The organism is Rhizobium sp. Root1204, from assembly GCF_001424965.1.
GTDB lineage: Bacteria > Pseudomonadota > Alphaproteobacteria > Rhizobiales > Rhizobiaceae > Pararhizobium.
This window is the reverse complement of the sequence record NZ_LMCZ01000023.1, coordinates 78,432-102,828: the sequence shown is the minus strand read 5'-3', so window position 1 is coordinate 102,828 and position 24,397 is coordinate 78,432. Positions and strand designations below refer to the sequence as shown.

Here is a 24,397-nt window from a genome sequence, read left to right as displayed (position 1 = left end):
CCCTATCAAATTAGGGGCTGATTAACGGCAAAAAGGGTTTTTCAGGCCTCAAAACTCCAAAACCGAGGCCTTTCAGAGCCCAGAAGGCCGCTGACACCCACTGGTCCTGGCTGGGGTTTATGGTTCGGACATGACATTTTCTGCGTCTGGAAAGTCGCGGAAGCTGAGGGTACAGTCGGTCAGCCCGGTGTTTTGCCCAGCCGCTCTGCCTGGTCGAGTTTTTCCAGGAGATCGAGAAACGTATCCGGAATGGGTTCCTGTTCGATGGCGCTATAGAGAGCTTTCAGCTTGGAGGCGATTTGTCCGTTGGGATCGGTGGCGCGGGCACCCGCTCTCCCGCCCATAGCGGCACGCCGCTGATTTTCCGGTAGGTCGACCATGGACAGTTTCACTCCTGAGCCCGCGCCGGCAATCGCCCCGCAGCGACGCTTATATGCGTCCTTTTTGGTACATTAAAAACGTTGCTATATTCCGAACTTTCAGCCGGCCCTGTTGAAGCCGGCACACAATTCATTCAGTGGGAAAACTTCCCTTAAACTATAAAACATGTTCAAACCAATGCCATGGTTCGTAACGCGATAGCGTCGGCACCGGTAAAATTCGGTGCCATCATACTGAAGGAAGTCATAAATGTCACTTTCCATGCGGATCGCAGCCCATCTTCCCTATCTGCGCCGTTTCTCCCGCGCCGTGACGGGGTCTCAGGCCTCGGGCGACGCATATGTCGCCGCCGTCCTGGAGGCATTGATCGCGGACATCACGCTTTTCCCGCAGGGCTCCAACGACCGGGTCAACCTGTTCAAGCTGTTCTGCTCCGTGTTCGATACGCTGGTTATCAACGTGCCCGAAGCAGCTTCACCTTTCGGTTGGGAGGCACGCGCGGCAGCAAATCTTTCGGTGATTTCACCGGCTGCTCGCAAAGCCTTCCTACTGGTCTCCGTCGAGGGTTTCTCGCCGGATGAGATGGCCGAGATTCTCGGCGTTACCGACGCAGAAGCGGCCAGCCTGCTGCGCGAGGCATCCGAGGATATTTCCCGGCAGGTTGCCACCGAAATCCTGATTATCGAAGACGAACCGCTGATCGCCATGGATATCGAAGACATGGTGAGCAGTCTGGGTCACACGGTCTCAGGCGTCGCAAGAACCTACGGCGAAGCAATCACACTGTTTGAAAAAACGGCTCCGAAGATGATCCTCGCCGACATCCAGCTTGCCGACGGCAGCTCAGGCATCGACGCCGTCAACGAAATCCTGAAGAGCGCGACGGTTCCGGTGATTTTCATCACCGCCTTCCCGGAACGCCTGTTGACGGGAACCAAGCCAGAGCCGGCCTTTCTGGTGACAAAGCCGTTCAATCCGGAAATGGTCAAGGCGCTGATCAGCCAGGCACTGTTCTTCGACGAGAACGCCCGCGCCTACAAAGGCTGACCTCTCTATCCCGCTGGTGAAGGCCGATCGATGGCAAACGCGTCGAACCAGCCTTCCCGGCGGCCGGCGCAAAGTTCAGCCAGAATGCGCGATGCCGTGAAGCTGAAGGTGATACCATTGCCGCCATAACCATAGGCGGCAAGAATGCGCGGCATTCCGGGAACTGCGCCGATCAGCGGAAGACCGTCATCGGTTTCACCAAATGCACCGGACCATGAAAAATCAATGGCGGGGTTGGCGGCAGGCCATAGCTTGACGAGGTCGCTGGCCAACTTTTCCGATTTCTCCGTCATTTTTTTGTCGCGCGCGACGGGATCGACCGTATTGTCGTCCCCTCCACCGATAATGATCCGTCCATCGACCGTGGTGCGGGCATAATTGTAGGTCTGTGAGGCTTCCCAGATCAGCTCGCCACCGGGCCAGAGCGTACCGGCCGCTTGCGGCACCGTCGCAATCGCCCAGCTCGATGCTGTCCGATGGATTTCACTGCGGACAAAATCCGGCATGACATATCCCGTTGCCAGAACGACGTGACGCGCCTCTATGACGAACGGGCCATCAGTCTCGACAGTCACAGCCCCCGGCGCATCATGGTAAGCCGTCACCATCGCATCAACCAGCCGCGCACCACGCCCCTGCGCATCACGCAACAGCCCCCAGGACAGGAGAAGCGGGTCGGCATCGGCAGAGCCGGGCGAGAGGATAGCCGCCGCCCGGTCGATGCCGAAGCGGGATAAAAGGTCTTTGTGATCGAGCAGCAGTCCGGGCAGACCGGCGCGCTCACGCAGCACATATTCGTCGCGCAGAACGGAAGGACCAGCCTCTGCCGCTGAAATGTAGAGGGTCGAACGCGGCCGGAAGCTGCAATCAAAGCCCAGCCCACCCACCAGACCGGCAAGCCCCTGTACAGCTGCGACACTTCGCCGGTAAAGCTGGGCGGCCCGGTCAAAACCATAGAATCCCGTCAGTTCCCCCAATGTGCAGTCGATCTCCCACTGTAGCATCGCCGTACTGGCGGCGGTGCTACCAAGCCCGGGCTGCTCGCGATCGACGACCGTCACATCCACTCCGTGGGCTGCCAGATGTTGTGCGGCAAGCGATCCGGTGATGCCGCCGCCAACGACGAGCACGTCCGTCTTCATGCTTTGCGAGAGAGGGGGCTTGCCGGGCGGGCGAAAACCCCTTCCCCAGGGTGCGCGGCCACCATGGAGATCGGCCTGCACGGTATCGGAGGAATCGAGCATTGGGGGCATGAATTTGCCTTCGGTTGGCGTAGGCCGGAACGATCTTGGGGTATGCCTGATCAGCCCGGTAGTTGCCGTTCCGGCGGCTGGGTGCGGACCTCGTTGAAGATGGTCATGGCGATCAGCGACAGCGGCATGGCCAGCATGGCTCCGACCGCACCCCACATCCACGTCCAAAAGATGATCGCAAGGAAGATCAGGAACGGGTTGATCTCCAGCCGATGACCAAGAATGGCGGGTGTCACTAGATTTTCCATCACAAGATGCAGGATGAAAAAGGCTGCCGCAGGAGCCAGCGCCAGCAACAGCGCGTCATGGGTCATGAGACCGGCGCAGAGCAGTGCCACCGTCATCACCGTGACGCCGAGATAAGGAATGAAGCTGGAAACAAAGGCGAACAGACCCCAGAGCGGCGCCATTGTCAGGCCGCCGACAAAGGCGATTGCGGCAGTGATCGTGCCGAGAACGAGATAGATCAGGCTCGCCGTCGAGAAATAGAAACCTACAGCGTTCTCTGTGGCATTCATGATCCTGATCGCGGCCAGGCGGCGGTCGCGGGTGGCAAAAGCAAGGATGATGGTCTTGCGCAAATGCCCACGCCCGACCAAAAACAGGCCGAGCGCTGCCATGAAGATCAGCGTCTGGATGAACGCCGGGGTTACGCCTGCAGCTACCAGCCCGAGCATGGTGCCTGCATTTTGAATAGCCACATCGGTCACGGCTTTTTCGTCCGTTCCGGCTATCGCGACCTTTGCCCATTCAAACCGCTGGATATAGGGCAGGATACGCTCGATCGCCCGTTCAAGGATACCGGGCGCCTGGCCTGCGAGTGACGTCAAAGGCTCGATCAGGGCATTGATCAGGAAGAAAAGCCCGACGACGAAAATCGCTGCCAGCAGCAGGCCGCCGAGCGCCGGTGGCAATCCGAAATGTGCCAGCCGGTCGGCTGCGAGGCCCAGCACCATGCCAACGACGATGGCGAGCGTGACCGGCATCAGGATCGATTCCATCATGTAGATGACGCCGGAAGCGAAGATGATGAACGTGCCGACAATGCTCCAGGCCACCACCAGATCAAGACCGGTTTTCGCTGACGTTTCGGGAATATCCGCCGCTGCCACCTGCGCTTCAAGCTCCGCCAGTTTTCGCTTCCTGAAAACCCCACTCCCCGCCAAGGCAGCACCCATTTCGCGTCTCTCCATGTGCCCGGCCACGGCACGCAGGCTGCCGGACGAACGATAAGATCAATATGCGGAAAACACCGGTGCAGAGGCAGCATCGGTGTGTAGCGGCTGTTAACGCATTGCTTGTGAAAAAGTTCCCGCGGCGGCGGCGGCGTCAAACGCGCAGCCTTTATCGCGGCACTGAAGCTAGATCGGGAAAGTCAAACACGCACGCGTGCCGGCTGCGGAGTTGCGATCGTAGGTGAGATCACCACCCATGGTGGAAGCCATGGCGTTGAGAATTTTCGTGCCGAGCCCGGTTCCCTTCACAGGAGCATTGGGATCAAACCCCGTCCCGTCATCCTCCACAAGAAGCTCGATCATATCACCGGCACGGCGTGACAGCCGGACGCGGATTTCACCCGCCTGTCCCTTTGGGTAAGCGTATTTGAAGGCATTGGTCACCAGTTCGCTGACCACCAGCCCAAGGGAAATCACCTTGTCGGTCGTCAGTTGCAGCGGATCGGATACCAGCACGATATCATGGGGCCGCGCCTCATCGCCCATGGACGATTGCAATTCATCAAGCAGGCTTTTCAGGTAGTCATCGAGATCGACCATGCCGACCTGGTTGTTGGCGTACAGATGACGATGCACATTGCCGATCGCGTGGATGCGTATCTGGGTTTCCTGCAACGCGCTGACCGCTGCCTGATCGGCGATCAGGGAGGTCTGCAGGCGTACCAGTGAGGCCACGAGGCTCAGACTGTTGGCGACCCGGTGATTGACCTCGCGCAGCAACAGTTCGGCGCGATCCCGCGCCTGGCGCATTGCCTCATGCGCGGCCTCCGTTTCACGGCGAAGCCGCGCCCGCTCCAGTGCCTGATTGAGTGCGGCGACGAACAGGTCGACAAAATCGGTGGAGATGCTTTTCGTCACATAATCATCAGCTCCGCGCTTGAGAGCTTCCACGGCGATGCTGGCATCTCCCGAGCCCGTGACATAGACGACAGGCGGATGGTCTGGCATGTCGGCGATAATCGGGAGAATATCCAGGCCGGTTTCGCCGAGCAGATAATGATCAAGCGCGATGACATCGATACCGCCCTCCGCCAGCCGGGCGAGACCGGATTTCCGGTCGATGGCGTTGATGACCTTGAAGCCCTGCCGGGCGAGGTTTTTGCGCAGGAAAATACCGAGCGCCTCGTCATCATCGATATAGAGGATTGTTGTTTCACAATGATCGGCAGACATGTCCCCACCCATCACGACACCTCCGGCACGGTCACGACGGAGAGGAACAGGCCGAGTTGCTGGATGGCGTTGACGAATTTTTCGTATTCCATCGGCTTGGCGACATAGACATTGGCACCGAGATCATAACAGCGGTGGATTTCCACAGGATCATCCGTGGTGGTCAACACGATCACCATCACTCGCTTGAGGTGCTCGCTGTCGCGCACCCGGGCAAGAATATCCATTCCGGTCATATCCGGAAGGTTTAGATCGAGAAGAACGAGAAGTGCTCTTCCGGCATGCACTTTCCCGCTGCCGTCGGGGCCTAGCAGATAGGACAACGCCGTCAGGCCTGTCCCGAACGGTATGATGTCATTGGTAACGCCTGCGCGGCGGATGTTCTTCTCGATCAGGCGGGCATGCCCTTGATCGTCCTCGATCATGATGATGGCGACCGGTTGCAGTCCGTTGTTCATGTCTCCTCCCCGTCTTTTATCGATGCGATATCGGCCGCAAACGTCACGGTGAATGTCGTTCCCTCTCCCAGGACCGACTGCACGGTGACGTCTCCTCCCAGCCGGCGAACCAGCGCGCGGACATGGGCAAGGCCAATTCCCTCACCCGGCCGGTCCTGCGGTCCGGAGCGCCGGAACAGTTCAAAGATTCGCTCCAGATCGCGCTCCGAGATCCCTCTTCCATTGTCGCTAACCTGAATGACCGCATTGCCGCCCATGGCCATTCCAGACACATGGATAAGCGCCTTTCGGGATGGATCGGCATATTTTAACGCATTGTCCAAAAGGTTGCTGAAAATCTGCTGCAGGGCAAGCCGGTCCGAAACAACATGCGGCAAGCGTGGTGACAGCACGATGCTCGCACCGCTTTCGTCAAGCCTATGCTGGAGATTGGCGACGGTTTCCGGCAGCAATTCAGCAAGGTCCAGATGCTCCCCGGCCAACTGACGGCTTCCGGCCCGCGCGAGCCTTAAAATCTCATTGATGAGATCGTCCATGCGCCGCATGGAGGAGCGGATGAAGCCAAGCGCCTCGGGAATATCGACGTCAACGGCCTCAAGAGCAGCTTTTTCAGTCAGCGCATCACGGGCCGCGGGCGGCTTTTTCATATAACCGGCAAAGATGCCTGCCGCCCGCTCAAGCTCGGATGTGAAGCCCATGATATTGACCAGAGGCGCCCGCAGATCGTGGCCAACAATGTAGGAATAGCTTTGCAGTTCACGATTGGCGCGCTTGAGGAAGCGTGTGCGCTCGCCAATCCTGACTTCGAGCATTTCATTGTGCTCTGCCAGGGCGTTGCTGGCGGCTTCCAGTTGCCGTGCATGAGCAATCGCAAGGTAGACCGCGCCGCCGACCAGAATGATCAGCAGCACCGCGCCGCCAGCGATAGAGATCAGCAACCACCGGGCCGCGTTGTCGAGGGACATGCCTTTCTGGAACGAGATATTGTGTGTAATGGCATCGATCCTGGTCATGATCTGGCGGATCTCGTCCATCGCGAGCTTGCCGTTGTCGCTCCGGACTACCGCGCTGGCGTCGGCGTCTTTGCCCGCCGTTTTCAAGGCGATGGTACGGCGCATCTCGGCCAGCTTTTCATCGACCAGGCGTTTCAACCGGTCGATCGTGACGTCACTGATGCCCAGTTTCATCATGTCGCCGGTAATACTCGTGAATTGAAGGTTGATCAGCGCCTCGGCACGCTTGAACGGCCCCAGATATTTTTCTTCACCGGTGATCAGATAGCCGCGCTGGCTGGTTTCTGCGTCCTGCATCAGGCTGAAAAGCAACAGTGCCCGATTGTTCAGACCCGACGCATCAAGCGCATCGTTGGAATTCTGACGGGTCTGATTGGCAAAACGCAGCGAAAGGAGGACAACGGCGAGGAGCAAGATAGCGCCCGCTAAGAGCATGAGCGGCACGGCTCTGGAAAAGGCCGGCCGTGCGATCACCATTCCCCAACCCCAAACATTCCCTTCGCCCACGCAGCCTGACCGACCGCAAGGGCTGTGGGAATGATGTCAATATTCGTTTTTTCTGAGCGGCTCACAAGATGAGCCTACAACGTCCACTAGAAAATGAAACAGATTTGTCCCACCTTGCGGCCCCATCACGTCAATGGCGTTCCGGAGGGAAAACGTGCAGCGTCAGCGAGAACAGGCCGAGGCCCAGGATCACGACGATCAGCGTGTTGGCAATGTCTTCCGACGTTGCGTGCAGGACACCCAGGCCCAAGGCAGCACCGACGAGCAGGAACAAGCATAGCCTTGGCAACCAGTACAGCATGGCACATTCCTTTATGTTGGAGAGCATTCTCTTGAAATGCCCAGTTTAACGCGGTTTGAGCCGAATGGTTCCATAGCCTTGTGTTGATCCTGGCGAACCATTTGGCGTATGCGCCGTTAATCCAATTGCTGAGTGATCCAGCCGCAGAACGTCGCGTATGGAGTACAATGCGATGGAGACTGTCATGCGGAAAACTGCAATCGCCATTCTGTACGCCACGATCTCCAGCGTTGCAGTGGCGGCTGAGGCCACGCCGATGAAGGAGGCCGATATCCGCAGTCTCATCATCGGCAAGACGATCTATCTTGCCGCGCCGATGGGCGGAGAGTTTCCACTCAACTATCGTCCCTCCGGTGAGGTCGATGGCAGCGGCAAGGCGCTGGGTCTCGGCAAATTCATCCAGCCGACTGACAAGGGCCATTGGTGGATACAATCCGACAAGCTCTGCCAGCAGTTCACGGTCTGGTACGATGGGTCGCCAATGTGCTTCGACCTGACGGAAACCGGCGAAGGCAAGGTCAGGTGGGTGCGCGACAATGGCGAAACCGGCACGGCACGCATCGGCGACTGATGCGGAGACACAAAAAAGCCGGCGCTCCTCGAAAGGACGCCGGCTTTCTCAATCGATGACAGCTCTTAGAGAGCGGCGATGACGATGACTTCGACCAGGTATTCCGGTGTTGCAAGCTTGGCTTCGCCAGTTGCACGTGCCGGTGTGTTGCCCTGCGATGCCCAGGCGTCCCAGACAGCGTTCATCTTCGGGAAATCAACCATGTCGGCCAGCCAGATGGTTGCCGACAGGATACGGGACTTGTCGGTGCCGGCTTCAGCCAGCAGACGGTCAACCGATGCGAGAGCCTGCTTGGTCTGCTCCGTAACGTCGGAACCGGCTTCGCCGACCTGACCAGCGAGATAGACGGTACCATTGTGCACAACGGCCTGGCTCATGCGCGGACCGGTTTCGAAGCGTTTGATTTCCATCTTCATATTCCTCGTAGAATGCGGCGGGCCGCATGTGAATTGAGTTGACGCAGGCGCTTTACCGCAGATTTCCGGCCAGTGGAACCGTCATCGCGCGATTGCCACACCAACGTTCCGTTCAAGCCGCGTTTTTGCGGGCAAGCCGTGCCTTGATACTGTCGACATCGGCGCGTGGCGTCGCGGCAAACAGCGTCTTGGTGTAATTGTGCTTGGGATCGCTGAAGACCTCTTCACGGCTGCCGTATTCCACGGCCTCACCGTAATACATCACCATCACGTCGTCGGCGATGTAGCGCACCACCGACAGGTCGTGGCTGATGAAAACGTAGGTCAGCTGATACTCGTCCTGCAGATCGGCGAGCAGGTTGAGAACCTGTGCCTGCACCGACAGGTCGAGCGCCGAAACCGGCTCGTCCAGCACCAGAAGCCGCGGGTTGAGCATCAGCGCACGGGCAATCGCCACGCGCTGGCGCTGACCGCCGGAGAACATGTGCGGATAGCGCCCGTAATGCTTTTCCTCAAGCCCGACCTTCTTCAACATGGCCATGGCCTTGTCGCGGCGGTCGTCTGCTTTCATGCTGGTGTTGATGATCAGCGGCTCGGTGAGGATTTCGCCGATCTTCTTGCGCGGGTTCAAGGTGCCGTAGGGGTTCTGGAACACGATCTGCACCTTCTGGCGCATCTCCGGCGTCAGACGCTCCTTGGCGATATCGACCTTTGCACCATCGATCAGCATCTCACCCGACGTCGCCGGGTCGATCATGGTGACGATACGGGCAAGCGTCGACTTTCCACAGCCGCTTTCGCCGACAATGGCCAGTGTCTTGCCCTGATCGACTGAAAAGCTCACGCCCTTGACGGCATGAACGGTCCTGGCCTTTTTGAAAAGGCTGCCCGGGATGTGATAATCGCGGGTAAGGTTTCTGGCTTCGAGAACATGGGTCATCGAACAGCTCCTGCAAAGATCTGGTCGTCGCTGAGGAATTCCGCGATCGTCGGCAGCCGGTCGCCGGTGGCGTTGTCCGGAAGGGCCGACAGCAGCGCGCGCGTGTACTCGCTCTTGGGAGATTCAAACAGCGACAGAACGTCGGCTTCCTCGATCTTGCGGCCCTTGTACTGGACAATAACGCGATCGGCGGTTTCCGCCACCACACCCATGTTGTGGGTGATGATGATCAGGCCCATGCCATGTTCGGCCTGCAGCCGCATCAGGAGATCGAGGATCTGCTTCTGAATGGTCACGTCGAGCGCCGTGGTCGGCTCGTCAGCGATCAGGAGCTTGGGATTGCATGACAGCGCAATCGCGATCATCACGCGCTGGCACTGACCGCCCGACATCTGGTGCGGAAAATGGCCCAGCCGCTCGGCAGGGTTGGGTATGCCAACCAGGTCGAACAGTTCGATGGCCCGCGCCCGGCGCGCCTTCTTGTCGAGACCGAGGTGAATGCGCAGCACTTCCTCGATCTGGAACCCAACCGTGAAGCACGGATTGAGGCTGGCAACCGGCTCCTGGAAGATCATGGCAATATCCTTGCCAACGATCTTGCGCCGATCCGACGGCGACAGTCCGAGCAGATCGATGCCATTGAAACGCAACGTGTCGGCGGTCACCTTGGCCGTCCAGGGCAACAGGCCCATGGCAGCCAGCATCGACACCGACTTGCCGGAGCCGGATTCACCGACAATCGCCAGCACTTCGCCGGCATTGACCTTCATCGATACACCATCGACGGCACGGAAAGGACCGGCAGCCGTCTGGAATTCGACAACGAGATTTTCGATTTCGAAAAGCGACATCACGACCTCTTCAACTTGGGATCAAGCGCATCGCGCAGGCCGTCGCCCATCAGGTTGATGGCAATGACGGTGACGAGAATGGCAAGACCGGGGAAGGTGACGACCCACCAGGCGCGCTGGATGAACTCGCGGGCTTCGGCCAGCATCGTACCCCATTCCGGTGTCGGCGGTTGAGCGCCCATCCCGAGGAAGCCGAGTGCCGCCGCATCGAGGATCGCCGCCGAGAAGGCGAGCGTTGCCTGGACGATCAGCGGTGCGAGGCAGTTGGGCAGGATGGTCAGGAACATCAGGCGCAGGGTGCCGGCACCGGCAACCCTGGACGCGATGACATAGTCTTTCGTGCGTTCAGACATGACGGCAGCGCGCGTCAGCCGCACGAAATGCGGCAGGTTGACCAGCGAGATCGCAATCATGGCGTTGACCAGGCCCGGACCGAGCACGGCGACCAGCACGAGAGCCAGAAGCAGCGACGGAAAGGCGAGGATGATATCCATGACGCGCATGATGATCGTATCGGTACGGCCACGGAAATAGCCGGCGATCAGGCCGACGAGAACGCCGGAGATGACCGAAAGCGTCACGACCACAAGGCCGATGAACAGCGAGAAACGGGCGCCATAGATCAGGCGAGACAGGATATCGCGGCCGACAGCATCAGTTCCGAGGAAATAGGTCCATTGACCGCCCGCCGCCAGGGCCGGCGGCAAGAGAAGAACGTCACGATTCTGGATGCTGGGGCTATGCGGCGCCACGAACGGCGCAAAGATTGCCAGAACCAGAATGATCAGGAAGATAGCAAGCCCCATGACCGCGCCCTTGTTGCGCGAGAAATAGAACCAGAATTCGGCAAAGCCGGTCTGCGGCTTGGTAGTTTTGATTTCAGCGACAGCCATCAGACCCTCCTAATGCCGGATACGCGGGTTGATGAAGCCGTAAAGCACATCAACGATGAGGTTGATGATCATGATCATGGCGGCGATCAGCATCAGCCCGCCCTGCACGACCTGATAGTCACGCTTGAACACGGAATCGACCATCCATTTGCCGATGCCCGGCCAGGAGAAGATTGTTTCCGTCAGGATCGCACCGGCCAGCAGCACGCCGACCTGAAGGCCGATTGTGGTGATAACCGGAATAAGCGCGTTCCGCAGCGCGTGCACGCCAATGACGCGGAATGGCGTCAGGCCCTTGGAGCGGGCGGTACGGACATAATCCTCGCCGAGCACTTCCAGCATGGCCGAGCGCGTCTGCCTGGCGATGACGGCGAGCGGGATGGTCGCCAGCACGACGGTCGGCAGGATCAGGTAGCTGACCGCCGATTTGAAGGCGCCCGCCTGCCCCGAGATTAGACTGTCGATCAACATGAAGCCAGTGACCTGCGGGAAGAAATACATCATCGAGATGCGACCCGAGACCGGCGTCCAGCCGAGATAGCCTGAGAAGAAGATGATAAGCAGCAAGCCCCACCAGAAGATCGGCATCGAGTAGCCGACGAGGGCGACGCCCATGAGCGATTGGTCGAGCCAGGTCCCCCGTTTCACCGCAGCGATCACGCCAGCTGGAATGCCGAGCAGCACCGCAACGATGATGGCGCAGAGCGACAGTTCCAGCGTTGCCGGGAAGAGGTTCATGAAATCATCGAGAACCGGCCGCTTGGTGACGATGGACGAACCGAAATCGCCCGTCACAAGACCGCCGAGATAATCGAAATACTGAACATACATCGGCCGGTCGAGACCGAGCTGGTGCATGAGTTCAGCATGCCGTTCCGGAGCCATGACGCGCTCACCCGACATCAACATGACCGGATCGCCCGGCAACAGTCGAATGAAGGAGAACGCGATCAAGGATACCCCGAGGAACGTGGGTATCAGGACGGCAAGCCGCCCGAAAATAAAGCGCAACATGGGAGCCTATCCCTTCTTTCTTTGAAAAACCGACGGCCCGAATGTCTTCGAGCCGCCGGCCATTGCACGCTCTTTGCGGCGTGCCTTTCTTTTGTTTTAGCCGATCTTACTCGGCGATGTCGACGCCTTCGAAGACGAAGTCACCGAGCGGAGACTGGACGAAGCCAGAAACCTTCTTGCTCATCGGAACAACGGCGAGCGAGTGGTCGAGCGTGTTCCAAGGGGCTTCCTTCTTGAAGACGACCTGCGCCTCTTCATAGAGCTTGGTGCGCTCGGCAACGTCGGACGTTTCCTTCGCCTTCGTTACCAGGTCGTCGAACTCCTTGTTGCACCACTGAGCGCGGTTGTTACCGCCGACAGCGTCGCAACCGAGCAGGGTGTCGAGGAAGTTGTCCGGATCACCATTGTCACCGGTCCAGCCGAGGATAGCCGCACCATCGCGGTCCTTGGCGGACGAGAGCTTCAGGTATTCAGCCCATTCGTAGGAGACGATTTCGACGGTGACGCCGATCTTGGCCAGGTCAGCCTGCATCAGTTCAGCTGCACGGCGGGCGTTCAGCATGTACGGACGAGCAACCGGCATTGCCCAGATCTTCATCTTCAGATCCTTGACGCCAGCGTCTTCAAGCATCTTCTTGGCAGCTTCCGGATCGTACTTGTCGTCTTCGACCTTGTCGTTATACGACCACATTGTCGGCGGGATCGGGTTCTTGGCTACCGTTGCGGCACCCTGGAACACGGCATCGACGATGGCCTGACGATTGACCGCCATGTTGAGGGCCTTGCGGACTTCAACCTTGTCGAACGGCGGAACGAGCGTGTTGTAGGCGAGGTAGGAAACGTTCAGACCGGCCTGCTCGGAGATGTTCAGGTTCGGGTCGGCCTTCAGTTCGGCAACGTCAGCTGCGTTGGGATAGGACATCAGGTGGCATTCGCCGGCCTTCAGCTTCTGGGCGCGAACAGCGGCGTCCGTGGTGATCGCGAAGACGAGGTCATCGATCTTCTGCTTGCCACCCCAGTAATCAGGGTTGGCCTTGTAGCGGATGGCCGCATCCGGCTGGTAGGCGACGAACGTGAACGGACCGGTGCCAAGCGGCTGCTGGTTCATCAGTTCCATCTTGCCTTCAGCCTGAAGCTTGTCGGCATATTCCTTCGATAGGATCGAGATGAAAGGCATGCCGAGGTTGGCCAGCAACGGCGCTTCCGGACGCTTCAGCACGATCTTGACCGTCAGGTCATCGACCTTCTCGACCTTTTCAAGGAGGTCCGGCAGACCCATGCCGGAAAAGTATTCCCATGAGGCGCCCGGAACGTACTTGTTCCATGCATTGTCGGCCTTGTACTGGCGCTCGAAGGAGAAGACCACGTCATCGGCGTTCAGTTCGCGCGTCGGCGTGAAGTATTCGGTCGTCTGGAACTTTACGCCCGGACGCAGCTTGAACGTGTATTCCTTGCCGTCAGCAGAAATTTCCCAGCTTTCGGCCAGCGCAGGTTCGATTTCCGTCGTGCCGCGCTTGAATTCCACCAGACGGTTGTAAACCGTATGTGCGGCAGCATCGAAGGTCTGGCCGCCGGTATACATGCCGGGATCGAAGCCTTCCGGCGACGCTTCCGAGCAGTAAACGAAGGTCTTTGACCAAGCAGAACCGGCCATCAAAGTGGCGATTGCGGTTGCAGCAAGGAGAGTAGAGAGCTTTTTCATGAATTTGCTTCCCAGCTTTGTTCTTGTTCTCGTATTTTTCTGACGCAGAAGCCGTTGTTCCGGTCAAGGCCGGATGGAACGACATTTGATCGGGCAATGCAATAAGCGACCCGAAAAATTTGTCCAATTGGAAAATTCTCCCATATGCGACAAAGCGTGAGGCTATACACGACTTTCTTTCCGTCACCAGCATCGCCACCCGAATCGATTTCGTTTTACCGTTAAAGTCAATCCCAAATTGCACTGATAGCTTGGGAAGAGCTGCCATGGCATAAGGCACACGCGGGGCGGGGAGGACTGTTCAGCTTTTATCTGCCAGGCGGGGATGAGATGAAAGCAACTATATTCAGCCCTCCCCCTCGCCACTGCCACCCGGGCTAACAACGTCTGCTTTCAAAACTGCCGACAACTCCCCTTTTCCATTCCGATGCGGTTGCTTATCGTGAATCGCACGTTAAAATGGTGTTCGCGGAATACGTGGGGGGACGGCCGCGACGTGACGACCGATTTGAAAAACCACCGGCAATACTATTGTGACAGCGATTTGGAGAAGGCTCTCAATCGTGTCGATTTCTTTCGGATCTTCCATACAATGGCGCTCCGCTATGGTTTCGACCATTTCGGTATCCTTCAACTCGGAAACGAAGGCGACGCCTGCACGCTGACCAACCGGCTGGCTCTACACGACCTCCCCTCCGGACTTTCCGACGCCTATGACAAGCGCCACCGATTTGGTGATTCAGTCGTTTTCAAAAGCCTTCATACATCATCCATTCCGTCCACCTGGAAGGCCGGCGATCTCCATCCGGGCGGCAATCTTCTCGACCAGCTCGGTTTCGACGTGCTGATATGCGTGCCGGTTGCCGGCATCACCGGTGCGCGTTATGCCGTGCTGTTTCTCGGCGATGGCGAAGGTATGGAACGGCAAGCCCATTTCGCCCTGTGCTACGACGCCATTTGCGCCTTCGATTATTTTTACCGGCTGGTTTTATCCAACAAGGCGGGACTTGGGCTGACGCCGCGCGAGACGGAAATCCTGCGCTGGATTTCCCATGGCAAGACGGCGAGCGAAATCGCACTGATCGTCTCCGTCTCGGAACACACGGTCAATTCGCACACGGCGACGATCCTCAAGAAGCTCGATGTCGTCAACAGAACCCAGATGGTGGCGAAAGCGATCCGGGAACAGATCATTCAATGACGCCGGTGGGCGTCCGCATAATCACACGCCGTACTCTAAGCCATTCACCAAGTGAAACCGCCAGATGACCCACACGATCCATATCCTGCTTGTCGACGACGATCCGGCGGAAAACCTGATCATGCGCGGCGTGATGAAAAAGGTCTCAAGCGTGGAGATTCACCTACACTATTGCCAGACGATCGGCGAGGCGCTGGCCTTCATCGCCTCGGGAACATCTGTCTCGATGGTCTTGATGGACAACCGACTTCAGCAATGTGATTTTCGCGAGACGGTTCCGGCGCTACGCCAGCAAGGCTATATCGGTCCGATCGGGGTGATTTCCTCATCGCTCGCCGACCCCTATTTCCAGAAGTTTGAAGAATATGGCGCCGATTTCCGGATCGACAAAGGCGAGCTCGATCCGACCGCGATCGAATTCATCCTGCGTGAATATGTGACCAGAGCATAAACAACAAAAAGCCCGGACGAGCCGGGCTTTCTGCTGGACTGGAAACAGTATCAGGCCGCTGTTTTCGGATGGGTGAGCTGGTCAAGGCCAAGCAGGAAGTTGATCTGCGGCCGGGCCTTCACCAGATCATCGATCGAATACTGCTGCAGGACTTCGAAGAACGCATTCAGCGCTTTGCGCAGGGCAGCGTTGAGGCCGCAGCTGTCAACCAGCGGACAATCGATCTCGCCAGCCTCGAAACATTCCGCCATGGCAAAACTGTCTTCGGTAACCTTGACGATATCGAACAGGCTGATTTCGGCCGCAGGCTTCGGCAGGCGCACGCCACCATTGCGGCCGCGCACCGTCTCGACGAGGCCGGCCTTGTTGAGCGGCTGAAGAATCTTGAAGAGGAAAAGCTCGGACACCCCATAGGCCTTGGCAATTTCCGGAATGCGGCTGAGATGGCCGTCATTGGCAGCGCAATACATGAGCATGCGGACTGCGTAGTTCGTTTGCTTCGTCAGACGCATCATTAACTCCAGGCTTCGATCATTCGGCGCCCCCGGTTCGAATGAACCTGCGAGCCCATCAGAGGCACTCAAGATTTCGTGGTCACATGGCCGATTCGACCGGCATCCCACATTCTGCTTCCCATATAGGACGGATGATAGTTTGGAACAATTCCAAAAAGCAGAAAATCTTGATTGAAGTGATCATGATCAGCTTCCAGCGGTCTGTCCACCCTCCAAACGGGAAAAGCTGACATGTCATCTCAAGTTTAGGTGGATTACCACCCTGAGAATCTAGTTTTCCGCCCGTTTCTCACGCAACTCGGCCCCATATTCCCGGATCGCCTTCCGGCGCCCGGGCGTGCCTGGATGCGTCGACAGAATGCTGGCATCGGATGTATCGCCGATTTCCTTCTCGACGACCTCAAAGAAGCGTGCGAGCGCCGTGGGATCGTAACCCGCCTTTTGCATTAATTCGACCGAGTGCCGGTCTGCTGCCGCCTCCGCATCCCTGGAATAGGAGAGCGCCAGAAGACCACTCCCCTGGACAAGCAGATCCTCGACGCTATCGCCGATATCGCCCGCGATCAGCATGATCAGGCCGGCCATCCCCGCCGCGCGGTAAATCTGGCGAAGACTGTGTTCCAGTTCGACATGACCGATTTCATGCGCCAGAACGCCGATGAGCATCTCCGTATCACCGTCCGCAAGGCCGACCAGCTCATCGGTGATAATCAACGTGCCGTCCGGCAGTGCGAATGCATTCGGGCCGATCGATCCACCCTCGCGGAAATTCAGCGTATAGGCGGACAGACCACGGGCCGACTTGAGCGCGATGCGGGCAAAACCGTCCGATACCGCCCGACGCTTTGCGTCGTCCAGCTTGGTCTCGCCGAGAACGGTGTGATCCAGTGTTTCCAGCGTACTGGCGGACATCAGACGCGGCACGACCGGCGGGGTGACCGCAACGGCGACTTCAACCAGCACCGGCAGGGCATAGCGGTAGACCAGCCCGGACAGTAGGAACACCGCAACGACAAAGGCGAGGAGGCGCGGATGAAACCGCTCGAGCCCGTGGATAAACCCTGCCCGCTTGCGCCCGTTCGCCACGTGCAGACCGTCGATCGCCGCATTGTCCGTCGTTTCAAACAGCGAGCCATCAGGAAATTCGATACGGCGCGGGATCGAGCCGACGCGGGGAGAGATGCCGAGGTGTGAAAAGACTGCGGAGGCGAATTCACTGCCGTCTTCCGCAACAGCAAGGATCTGCCCTTCCCTCTCGACCAGGCGGGATGGGACTGAACGGCTGGAATCACGCGGATGCCAATCGCCCCGGCAGACCGTGTTTTCGTCAGAAGCCAAAATCGAAACCCTCGAATTCCATGAACTCCGCCCCGACCGCAGAGCCTTCCCGGCCAGCCGTGGCCAGAACTTCGCCGACATCTCCGTCGAAGCGGACCGCCGTGTGCTCGTTGACGTAACGTGCCATGCGAACCGCGGCCCAGGGACGCATCAGGCCCAGCGTCAGAACGGTCACGACCACATTCGACAGGGCAATCCAGACATAGCGGAACCGCGACAGATCGCTTTTCAGCTCATGCTTGCCGTCAAAGCGCGTTGCCGACCAGGCGATGTTGCGCACACCCGCACGGTAAAACAGCGCCGCGATGCCGAAGGACAAGAGCACGGCCAGATAGCCGACGACGCCGAAAACAAACATCGATGCCTGGAATTCGGGCGGCAGTGCATTGGGGTGATCGATCAGGGCAATCAGCAGCGACATATTGGCAAAGGCGACGACCGCAACGATCAGCAAGCCAAGAACGATGATCAGCGCCGAGAAGAACCAGGTCTGGTAGATCGACCCGAGCTTCGGATCCGTCGCAAACGACCGGCCGCCATAGCGCAGATTGTTGCCGAGATAGCGATACATCCAGCGGCTGGCGAGCGGCGCCAGGATGCCGAGCGACAGGACGGCCATCACCGGAGCAGCCATGAAGGCGATGAACGCACCACCCATCTTGCCGACGAAATCGAACCGGACGTTGCGGTAACTGGTGACGCGGGCGCTGAAGCGCAAGCCGCGCATGATCAGCCAGGGAAAGAAGCACAGGACAACAAGACCCACGACAAGACCGGCAACTGGCAACACCGCCAGGATGATATTGTAAACCACAAGATATCCAAGGACGATCAACCGGCCGATGAGGATTTGCTTGCCCTTGGCGTGATATTCGAAAGCGCGGCCAAGCAGTATCGTATTGCCGTAGAAATAGCGGTTGCGGCGCACCTTCGCCCAGGCCGAATAGATGCCGAGCGTAATGATGGTCAAAAGGATATTGACGATCCAGATGCCGAAATATTCTGCGGCATTACCAGTGAACGACAGCCGGTGAAAATCCTGCGATGCAGCCGGTAATGGTGCCGTGTCGGTTGCGCTCATCGTTGCCCCTCTTGCGTATCATCAGATGCAATTCAAGAACGGCCGGCAATCCCCCGATATTCGGCCGCTCGGGCCAAGTCTTAAACTGTCACCCCCGCAGGTCAACCGCACCGGCAGGCCACAACAAAAAGGGCCTCCGTGAGGAGGCCCAATCGAGGAGTATCCGAGGATACCAATTATTTCATCGTCGGGATGGAGAACTCGGCACCATCCTTGATACCGGACGGCCAGCGCGAGGTGATCGTCTTGGTCTTGGTCCAGAACCTGATCGAGTCCGTGCCGTGCTGGTTCAGGTCGCCGAAGGACGAGGACTTCCAGCCGCCAAAGGAATGATAGGCCAGCGGAACCGGGATCGGCACGTTGACGCCGACCATGCCGATGTTGATACGCGAAGCGAAATCGCGGGCCGCATCACCATCGCGGGTGTAGATCGCGACGCCGTTGCCATATTCATGCTTCATCGGCAGATCGAGGGCTTCCTCGTAATTCTTGGCACGAACCACGGAGAGAACCGGTCCGAAGATCTCCTGCTTGTAGATGTCCATGTCCGGGGTGACGTTGTCGAACAGGCAACCGCCGATGAAATTACCGTTTTCATAACCCTGCAGCTTGAAATCGCGGCCATCGACGACGAGGTTTGCGCCTTCTTCGACACCCTTGTTGATCAGGCCGAGAATGCGTTCCTTGGCTTCCTTGGTGACGACCGGACCCATATCGGCCTTTTCGTCAGTGTACGGGCCAATGCGCAGGCTTTCGACCATCGGGGTCAGCTTTGCGATCAGGCGATCGGCGGTTTCCTTGCCGACCGGAACGGCAACCGAGATCGCCATGCAGCGCTCGCCGGCCGAACCGTAACCGGCGCCCATCAGGGCGTTGGCGGCCTGGTCAAGATCGGCATCCGGCATGATGATCATGTGGTTCTTGGCGCCGCCGAAGCACTGGGCGCGCTTGCCGTTCGTTGCAGCCGTGCCATAGACATAGCGGGCGATCGGCGTCGAGCCGACGAAGGAGACGGCCGAGATATCCGGATGCGTCAGGATCGCATCAACCGCGCCCTTGTCACCGTTGACGACGTTGAGGATGCCGGCCGGCAGGCCTGCCTCGATCATCAGTTCGGCAAGGCGGATCGGAACAGACGGATCGCGCTCGGAAGGCTTCAGGATGAAGGCGTTGCCGCAGGCGATGGCAGGAGCAAACATCCACATCGGGATCATGGCCGGGAAGTTGAACGGCGTGATACCTGCGCCGACGCCGACAGCCTGGCGGATCGAATACATGTCGATGTTCGGGCCAGCGCCTTCGGTGAATTCGCTCTTGGAGAGGTGCGGAATGCCGATGACGAACTCACAGACTTCGAGGCCGCGGATGACGTCGCCCTTGGCATCCTCGATGGTCTTGCCATGCTCGCGCGACAGCATTTCGGCCAGTTCATCCATGTTGTCGTTGAGGAGCTGGACGAACTTCATGAAGACGCGGGCACGGCGCTGCGGGTTGGTGGCAGCCCACTTCGGCTGTGCAGCCTTGGCATTCTGAACCGCTGCGTCCATTTCCGCGTCGCTGGCCAGTGCCACCGTGGCCTGAACTTCGCCGGTTGCCGGATTAAAGACATTGCTGGTGCGGCCGCTGGTGCCGGCAACCTTCTTGCCGCCAATGAAATGACCAATCTCGTACATGGGTGATCCTCCTGATCTTGATTATGGCCGGAGTGTCGCACTACAATATGCACAAATCAACGCGGGATATTCAGGAACCGTTGTGCAAAAATTGATGCCACTGGTATCTGTGGAGGCTCTTTGATGAAAACCGGTTCTGAAAAGATCGTGAGAATGGCGGAGCTGGAGATCGATCCTGCCCAGCTTGAGGCTTATCTCGCCCTTCTGGCCGAAGAGATCGAAGCATCCGTGGAGAAGGAACCGGGCGTGCTGATGCTGCATGCCGTCTCGGTGAAAGGCGCGCCTGAGAAGGTTCGTATCCTCGAAGTCTATGCCAATAGGCAGGCTTACGAAGCGCATATCCAGACGCCGCATTTCCTCAAATACAAGACGCTGACGGCTGGCATGGTGCTGTCGCTCAACCTTGTCGATGTCGATCCCATCGTGCTTTCGGCCAAATGAGGATTGCTCGATGAACTGGGATGATGTCCGCATGTTTCTGGCGGTTGCCCGTAGCGGCCAGATCCTGTCGGCCTCCAAGCGGCTGGGGGTCAACCATGCCACCTTGAGCCGGCGCGTCACGGCGCTGGAAGAATCCCTGAAGACCCGGCTTTTGATCCGCCGCACCAATGGTTGCGATCTGACGGCCGAGGGTGAGATCTTCCTGCATGCGGCAGAGCGGATGGAAACCGAGATGCTGGCGGCACAGGCGCAGATCGGCCGCATCGACACTGCCGTTGCGGGGACCGTGCGTGTCGGTGCGCCGGACGGATTTGGAGTCTCGTTCCTGGCCCCGCGGCTTGGCAAGCTGACTGCCCGGTTTCCGGAGTTGCGCATCCAACTGGTCCCGATCCCCCGCTCCTTTTCGCTGTCGCAGCGCGAGGCTGATATCGCCATCACCCTTGAGCGGCCGGAACAGGGACGGCTGATTTCGTCGAAGCTCACCGATTACACACTCGGGCTCTACGCCTCACAGGACTACCTGTCGTCCTATGGTGCTCCCGACACGGTCGATGATCTGAAGAACCATCGCCGCATCGGCTATGTGGAAGATCTGATCTTTACGGCATCGCTGAATTTCACTGGCGAGATCATGCGCAGCTGGGATGCCTCGTTCGAAATCTCCAGCGCCACGGGCCAGACCGAAGCCGTGCGCTCAAGCGCTGGGATCGGCATCCTGCATAATTACATCGCCCGCCAATATCCCGAGCTGATCCGCATCCTGCCGGAGACCACGATACGGCGGGGCTATTGGACCACCTATCACGAAAGCGCCCGCGAGCTCGTTCGCGTCCGCACCGTCGTCGATTTCCTTCAGGAACTGGTGACGGAGGAGCACGGCATTTTCATTTGAGACGATCTATTGCGCCACGGAGGCAACAGCTTCCGGAAGCGGCACGAAGGATGGCTTCGCCGCCACCTTGGACACTTCCGGCTGCACAACAACCGGCACAGGCTCTGCCGCAGCCATCACGGCCGCCTCTCCCGGCATCGGCACCTTGACGGCGTTGGTGATCGTTTTTTCAACCTTCCCTGCTGGTTCGGCCGCCGTCGTTTCCACCGATGGATTTTCAAGAACTGCTGGCCGCTTCACCCGGCGTACAGGTGCCGCAATGGCGGTCTCCGCCGCAATGGGCCGGGCTTCCTGTTCCACGAAAGGCACCGGCGCAAAAGCGCCCGGCCCCACTGCATATCCCAGAGCCTGAGCGTTTTGCGACGAGGCCGGATGGAGCCGCAATCCCTGCATCAGCGCGACGATCCGGTCGGCTGCAATCGACGGACTGCAATAGCGCAACCGGATCTGCGCTGCGCCACCTGCCGTGGCGAACTGCCCGCCATCATAGGGCCGGATGTTCTTTGCAAACTGCCATGCGTAAACGCAGCTACCGCTCTTGCCGATGGAACCGGTCGCGTAACCGAAGACGCCATAGGCGTTATCGGCAATCACAGGGCTGATCTGCATCTTAACGCCGGACAACGCGCTTCGCATTTCCGCCTGAACCTGCGAGCGTGATGGTGCGCCGTTGCTGCGGGTGATCTTTGCGGACGGATCGATCGTGATGCTCAGCATGTTCTCGCCGGCAAGGTCCGTTGCGTTGGCATAAACGATCGTCTGTTCGATTTTTCCCTTGGCTCCCGTCTGCCTTACCGTCGTCGCTGGGAGCCCGGGAAGAGTGGCGGCTGCATATTCGGGAGAAACCGTGGTGGCCAGCGACGGCCAGTTGCCTTCGACAGCACCTGTACGCAGGAAAGGATCGTCGACCACCGACGTGCAAGAGGCAAGCATCAAGGCCAGAGCGATTGCGGAGAAAATTTTTTTCATCGGCGTGTATCCGTCCAACTTGTGGCAACAAGACCGCGTCTCACGCCTGCATCCGAGAGGTGATCGTTAAGGCGCTGGAACACCTGCTTGGCGATCTGCTTGTTCCCGAGATGATAGTAGGCCCAGCCACGCAGCTGGCTGAGATCGGCAGGCTCCGCGACCAGGCTTGCCCGCGCATTCAGCGCGTCGAGCGTCTTTTGGTACTGCTTGCGATCGAAACTTGCCCGGGCGCGCTGGAAATAGATTTCCGCCCGGATTTCCCGGTCCCGTTCGGCGCTGAGCGGATAGGCCCGGATGATCGCTTCGGCGTCATCCGTCAGCCGTCCGCGCAACAGGGTCAATGCCGTCCCATAGGCAGCATCGGCGCGCACCTGTCCCCCGGCGCTCAGACCATCCGCAAAGGCGGCGCGCGCCTCGGCAAGACGGCCAAGGCCGAGATAGCACCAGCCACCGATCTGCGCCGCGTCCGCAGACAGTTGTCCCCGGCTGCGCAAATCAGTGAGATCGTTGATGCAGGCGGCATAACGCTTGGCCTGAAAATTGCGGAAATAGTTGGCCTGGATTATCCCGCGCGGCTTGACGACCGATGCAGCCGCCCTCCCCTTCGGCGGCGATGCGGTGCGGATTTCATCCCAGATGTCAGGATAGGTTTGGCCATATCTTTCCTGCAGCGCGGCAAATTCCGGCTTTTGCGATAGCCGCAGGTAGGACAGTGCCAACCCCTTGACGCGTGCGGGCGCCACTTTCCAGTCGACGGCCTTCTGGAACCAGGCGGAAGACGCTTCGTACTGCTTGGAATTATAGGCATACCAGGCGAGAATTTCGGCGTGGTCGGCATTCAACGTCTGCAGGATCGTCGTCGAATAGGACGCAACGATCCTTTCGTCGATGACGGCCATATCGGGCTTGGCAAAGCGCAGCGACAGCGCGTTCATCAGGAATTCCGGATCGCCGGACAGGTCCTGCAGGTAGGTGGCCGCCACCTTATAGGCTTCCTCCTCGAGGTTCTGTGCGGCGAGGCTGAGATACAGTCCCTTCGCATTCGATGCATCCGCCTGGACTGCCAGCGCCTTGCCGAACCACTGCGCACTGACGGCCGGCTGCTTGACCTTCAGGTAATACCAGCCGAGCAAAGCCATATCCTCGACCTTCGGAGGATTTGTTGCCTTGAGCGGGGCGAGCTGATCGTCCGACAGCGGCACCGTCTGCTTTTCATCGGCATTGAAATCGGCCACCGTCTTGCGCATCAGATCGAAGGACACCGGCTGCAGGCCCGCCTGCATCGCGGGCGTCACCGCAAGCTTTTGCATCACGGCCTGGACTTCAGCGGCCGGAAAATCGCGGATGGCCTTCTGCAGTGTTGTCACCAGCACCGCGTCGGGCAGACGCTTGTCACCGTCACGCAGCAGGATGCCGCGATAGATGTCTGCGAGCGGTTGTTTCATGCCTGTCTGCGCATAGGCATCGATCAGAGTCCAAAGCAGGTCGACCTCTGTTTCGGTCGCGGGATCGATACTGCCGCCAGCCTGGATGACATCCGTCCAGTCGTTGTCCTTCGCCGCCTCCGTCATCAACACCCGCTGTTTGCGGCGCGCCAGCTTCTCGGCGAAATCGGCTGTCGGCTGCCAGTCCGGCGTCTCGCTCTTGCGGCGGATGATTTCGGCGTCGATGCCTGTGAAATCGCTTCGATCATAGAGTTGCCAGAGCAAGGTCTCATCGATACCACGCGCCGATTGCGGCAGGTACAGGTCCTGCGGCATTTCGAATTGCGGGAATTTCAGCCGCAGGCGCGCAGCCTCGGCGGCAACGCGATCATCCTGCTTCTGCCCGGCATAATAATAGAGCGCTGCCATTTCGACATCATCGGGCTTGTTCGCGGCCGGCAGTGTCTTGGCGGATTCTGCATTGTTCACTACCGCAGGGTCAGCCTGTCCCGCGATCGCCGAGGTCATCGCCTGATCGATGATGCGGAAGGAGCCGGCCGCCTGCGTTAGAAGCTTTGCCGAATCCTCGGAAAAAGCCGTTGCCGGCACAAGCAGGTTGGAAGCGGCCAGAAGGGCGAGCCAGTGTTTCTTCATGAC

At 58.9% G+C, this 24,397-nt stretch carries 25 protein-coding genes; 6 read left to right on the top strand and 19 right to left on the bottom strand.

The window, feature by feature from the left end:
* Positions 1-179 precede the first annotated feature (179 nt).
* Entirely contained in the window at positions 180-344 is a 165-nt protein-coding gene (locus ASC96_RS19105; protein WP_244482198.1) for a NepR family anti-sigma factor, read from the bottom strand.
* 286 nt (positions 345-630) lie between these two features.
* Here ASC96_RS19105 and ASC96_RS19100 point away from each other — a divergent pair, with 286 nt between their 5' ends.
* Positions 631-1,428 (top strand): response regulator, encoded by a 798-nt coding sequence (locus ASC96_RS19100; protein ID WP_060504713.1) that lies wholly within the window; start codon positions 631-633, stop codon positions 1,426-1,428.
* A gap of 5 nt (positions 1,429-1,433) precedes the next feature.
* Here the strand turns inward: ASC96_RS19100 and ASC96_RS19095 are convergent, their stop codons facing one another.
* From ASC96_RS19095 to ASC96_RS33435, 6 genes are all read right to left on the bottom strand, one after another.
* Positions 1,434-2,681, bottom strand: coding sequence for an FAD-dependent oxidoreductase (locus ASC96_RS19095; RefSeq protein ID WP_060504712.1), 1,248 nt, complete (start codon positions 2,679-2,681; stop codon positions 1,434-1,436).
* A gap of 50 nt (positions 2,682-2,731) precedes the next feature.
* Positions 2,732-3,859 carry an AI-2E family transporter gene (locus ASC96_RS19090; RefSeq protein WP_060504711.1) on the bottom strand — a complete coding sequence of 376 codons (1,128 nt, stop codon included), beginning with the start codon at positions 3,857-3,859 and terminating at the stop codon, positions 2,732-2,734.
* Positions 3,860-4,042: 183 nt separating this feature from the next.
* Entirely contained in the window at positions 4,043-5,101 is a 1,059-nt protein-coding gene (locus ASC96_RS19085) for a histidine kinase dimerization/phosphoacceptor domain -containing protein (protein ID WP_060504710.1), read from the bottom strand.
* A complete protein-coding gene (locus ASC96_RS19080; RefSeq protein ID WP_200954865.1) occupies positions 5,101-5,547 on the bottom strand; it encodes a response regulator in 447 nt (148 codons plus the stop codon). The genes ASC96_RS19085 and ASC96_RS19080 overlap by 1 nt, the downstream gene beginning before the upstream one ends.
* Positions 5,544-7,037, bottom strand: coding sequence for an ATP-binding protein (locus ASC96_RS19075; protein ID WP_060504709.1), 1,494 nt, complete (start codon positions 7,035-7,037; stop codon positions 5,544-5,546). Before ASC96_RS19075 ends, ASC96_RS19080 begins: the two co-directional genes overlap by 4 nt.
* Before the next feature lie 160 nt (positions 7,038-7,197).
* Complete coding sequence (locus tag ASC96_RS33435; RefSeq protein ID WP_164491954.1) at positions 7,198-7,368, bottom strand: hypothetical protein; 171 nt, start codon at positions 7,366-7,368, stop codon at positions 7,198-7,200.
* 184 nt (positions 7,369-7,552) lie between these two features.
* On the opposite strand from ASC96_RS33435, the gene ASC96_RS19065 reads away from it, so the two are divergent.
* Positions 7,553-7,939, top strand: a complete 387-nt coding sequence (locus ASC96_RS19065; protein WP_060504879.1) for a hypothetical protein — start codon at positions 7,553-7,555, stop codon at positions 7,937-7,939.
* 65 nt (positions 7,940-8,004) lie between these two features.
* On the opposite strand, the gene ASC96_RS19060 is transcribed toward ASC96_RS19065, so the two are convergent.
* The 6 genes from ASC96_RS19060 to ASC96_RS19035 form a co-directional block, all read right to left on the bottom strand.
* Positions 8,005-8,349 (bottom strand): RidA family protein, encoded by a 345-nt coding sequence (locus tag ASC96_RS19060; protein WP_060504707.1) that lies wholly within the window; start codon positions 8,347-8,349, stop codon positions 8,005-8,007.
* Positions 8,350-8,467: 118 nt separating this feature from the next.
* The gene (locus ASC96_RS19055) at positions 8,468-9,295 is read right to left on the bottom strand and encodes a dipeptide ABC transporter ATP-binding protein (protein ID WP_060504706.1); all 828 of its coding nucleotides are present in this window, start codon (positions 9,293-9,295) and stop codon (positions 8,468-8,470) included.
* Entirely contained in the window at positions 9,292-10,146 is an 855-nt protein-coding gene (locus ASC96_RS19050) for an ABC transporter ATP-binding protein (RefSeq protein WP_082512169.1), read from the bottom strand. Before ASC96_RS19050 ends, ASC96_RS19055 begins: the two co-directional genes overlap by 4 nt.
* Complete coding sequence (locus ASC96_RS19045) at positions 10,146-11,039, bottom strand: ABC transporter permease subunit (protein WP_060504705.1); 894 nt, start codon at positions 11,037-11,039, stop codon at positions 10,146-10,148. The genes ASC96_RS19050 and ASC96_RS19045 overlap by 1 nt, the downstream gene beginning before the upstream one ends.
* Before the next feature lie 9 nt (positions 11,040-11,048).
* A complete protein-coding gene (locus tag ASC96_RS19040; protein WP_060504704.1) occupies positions 11,049-12,053 on the bottom strand; it encodes an ABC transporter permease subunit in 1,005 nt (334 codons plus the stop codon).
* 106 nt (positions 12,054-12,159) lie between these two features.
* A complete protein-coding gene (locus tag ASC96_RS19035) occupies positions 12,160-13,755 on the bottom strand; it encodes an ABC transporter substrate-binding protein (RefSeq protein WP_060504703.1) in 1,596 nt (531 codons plus the stop codon).
* Positions 13,756-14,251: 496 nt separating this feature from the next.
* On the opposite strand from ASC96_RS19035, the gene ASC96_RS19030 reads away from it, so the two are divergent.
* Positions 14,252-14,956 carry a helix-turn-helix transcriptional regulator gene (locus ASC96_RS19030; RefSeq protein ID WP_162246373.1) on the top strand — a complete coding sequence of 235 codons (705 nt, stop codon included), beginning with the start codon at positions 14,252-14,254 and terminating at the stop codon, positions 14,954-14,956.
* A gap of 64 nt (positions 14,957-15,020) precedes the next feature.
* On the top strand, positions 15,021-15,407 hold the full coding sequence (locus tag ASC96_RS19025; protein ID WP_060504701.1) for a response regulator: 387 nt from the start codon (positions 15,021-15,023) through the stop codon (positions 15,405-15,407).
* Between the two features lie 50 nt (positions 15,408-15,457).
* Here ASC96_RS19025 and rirA read toward each other — a convergent pair whose 3' ends face one another.
* From rirA to ASC96_RS19005, 4 genes are all read right to left on the bottom strand, one after another.
* Positions 15,458-15,919, bottom strand: a complete 462-nt coding sequence (rirA, locus tag ASC96_RS19020; protein ID WP_060504878.1) for an iron-responsive transcriptional regulator RirA — start codon at positions 15,917-15,919, stop codon at positions 15,458-15,460.
* 273 nt (positions 15,920-16,192) lie between these two features.
* Positions 16,193-17,260: a M48 family metallopeptidase gene (locus ASC96_RS19015; RefSeq protein WP_060504700.1), complete on the bottom strand. Its 1,068-nt coding sequence runs from the start codon at positions 17,258-17,260 to the stop codon at positions 16,193-16,195.
* Positions 17,250-18,341, bottom strand: coding sequence for a YjgN family protein (locus tag ASC96_RS19010; protein WP_060504699.1), 1,092 nt, complete (start codon positions 18,339-18,341; stop codon positions 17,250-17,252). The genes ASC96_RS19015 and ASC96_RS19010 overlap by 11 nt, the downstream gene beginning before the upstream one ends.
* A 176-nt stretch (positions 18,342-18,517) precedes the next feature.
* Complete coding sequence (locus tag ASC96_RS19005) at positions 18,518-20,014, bottom strand: CoA-acylating methylmalonate-semialdehyde dehydrogenase (RefSeq protein ID WP_060504698.1); 1,497 nt, start codon at positions 20,012-20,014, stop codon at positions 18,518-18,520.
* A gap of 123 nt (positions 20,015-20,137) precedes the next feature.
* On the opposite strand from ASC96_RS19005, the gene ASC96_RS19000 reads away from it, so the two are divergent.
* A complete protein-coding gene (locus ASC96_RS19000; protein ID WP_060504697.1) occupies positions 20,138-20,455 on the top strand; it encodes an antibiotic biosynthesis monooxygenase family protein in 318 nt (105 codons plus the stop codon).
* Positions 20,456-20,465: 10 nt separating this feature from the next.
* Complete coding sequence (locus ASC96_RS18995) at positions 20,466-21,347, top strand: LysR family transcriptional regulator (protein WP_060504696.1); 882 nt, start codon at positions 20,466-20,468, stop codon at positions 21,345-21,347.
* A 6-nt stretch (positions 21,348-21,353) separates the two neighbouring features.
* Here ASC96_RS18995 and bcsN read toward each other — a convergent pair whose 3' ends face one another.
* Positions 21,354-22,316: a cellulose biosynthesis protein BcsN gene (bcsN, locus tag ASC96_RS18990; protein WP_060504695.1), complete on the bottom strand. Its 963-nt coding sequence runs from the start codon at positions 22,314-22,316 to the stop codon at positions 21,354-21,356.
* Positions 22,313-24,394: a bacterial transcriptional activator domain-containing protein gene (locus ASC96_RS18985; protein WP_156397671.1), complete on the bottom strand. Its 2,082-nt coding sequence runs from the start codon at positions 24,392-24,394 to the stop codon at positions 22,313-22,315. The genes bcsN and ASC96_RS18985 overlap by 4 nt, the downstream gene beginning before the upstream one ends.
* Positions 24,395-24,397 lie beyond the last annotated feature (3 nt).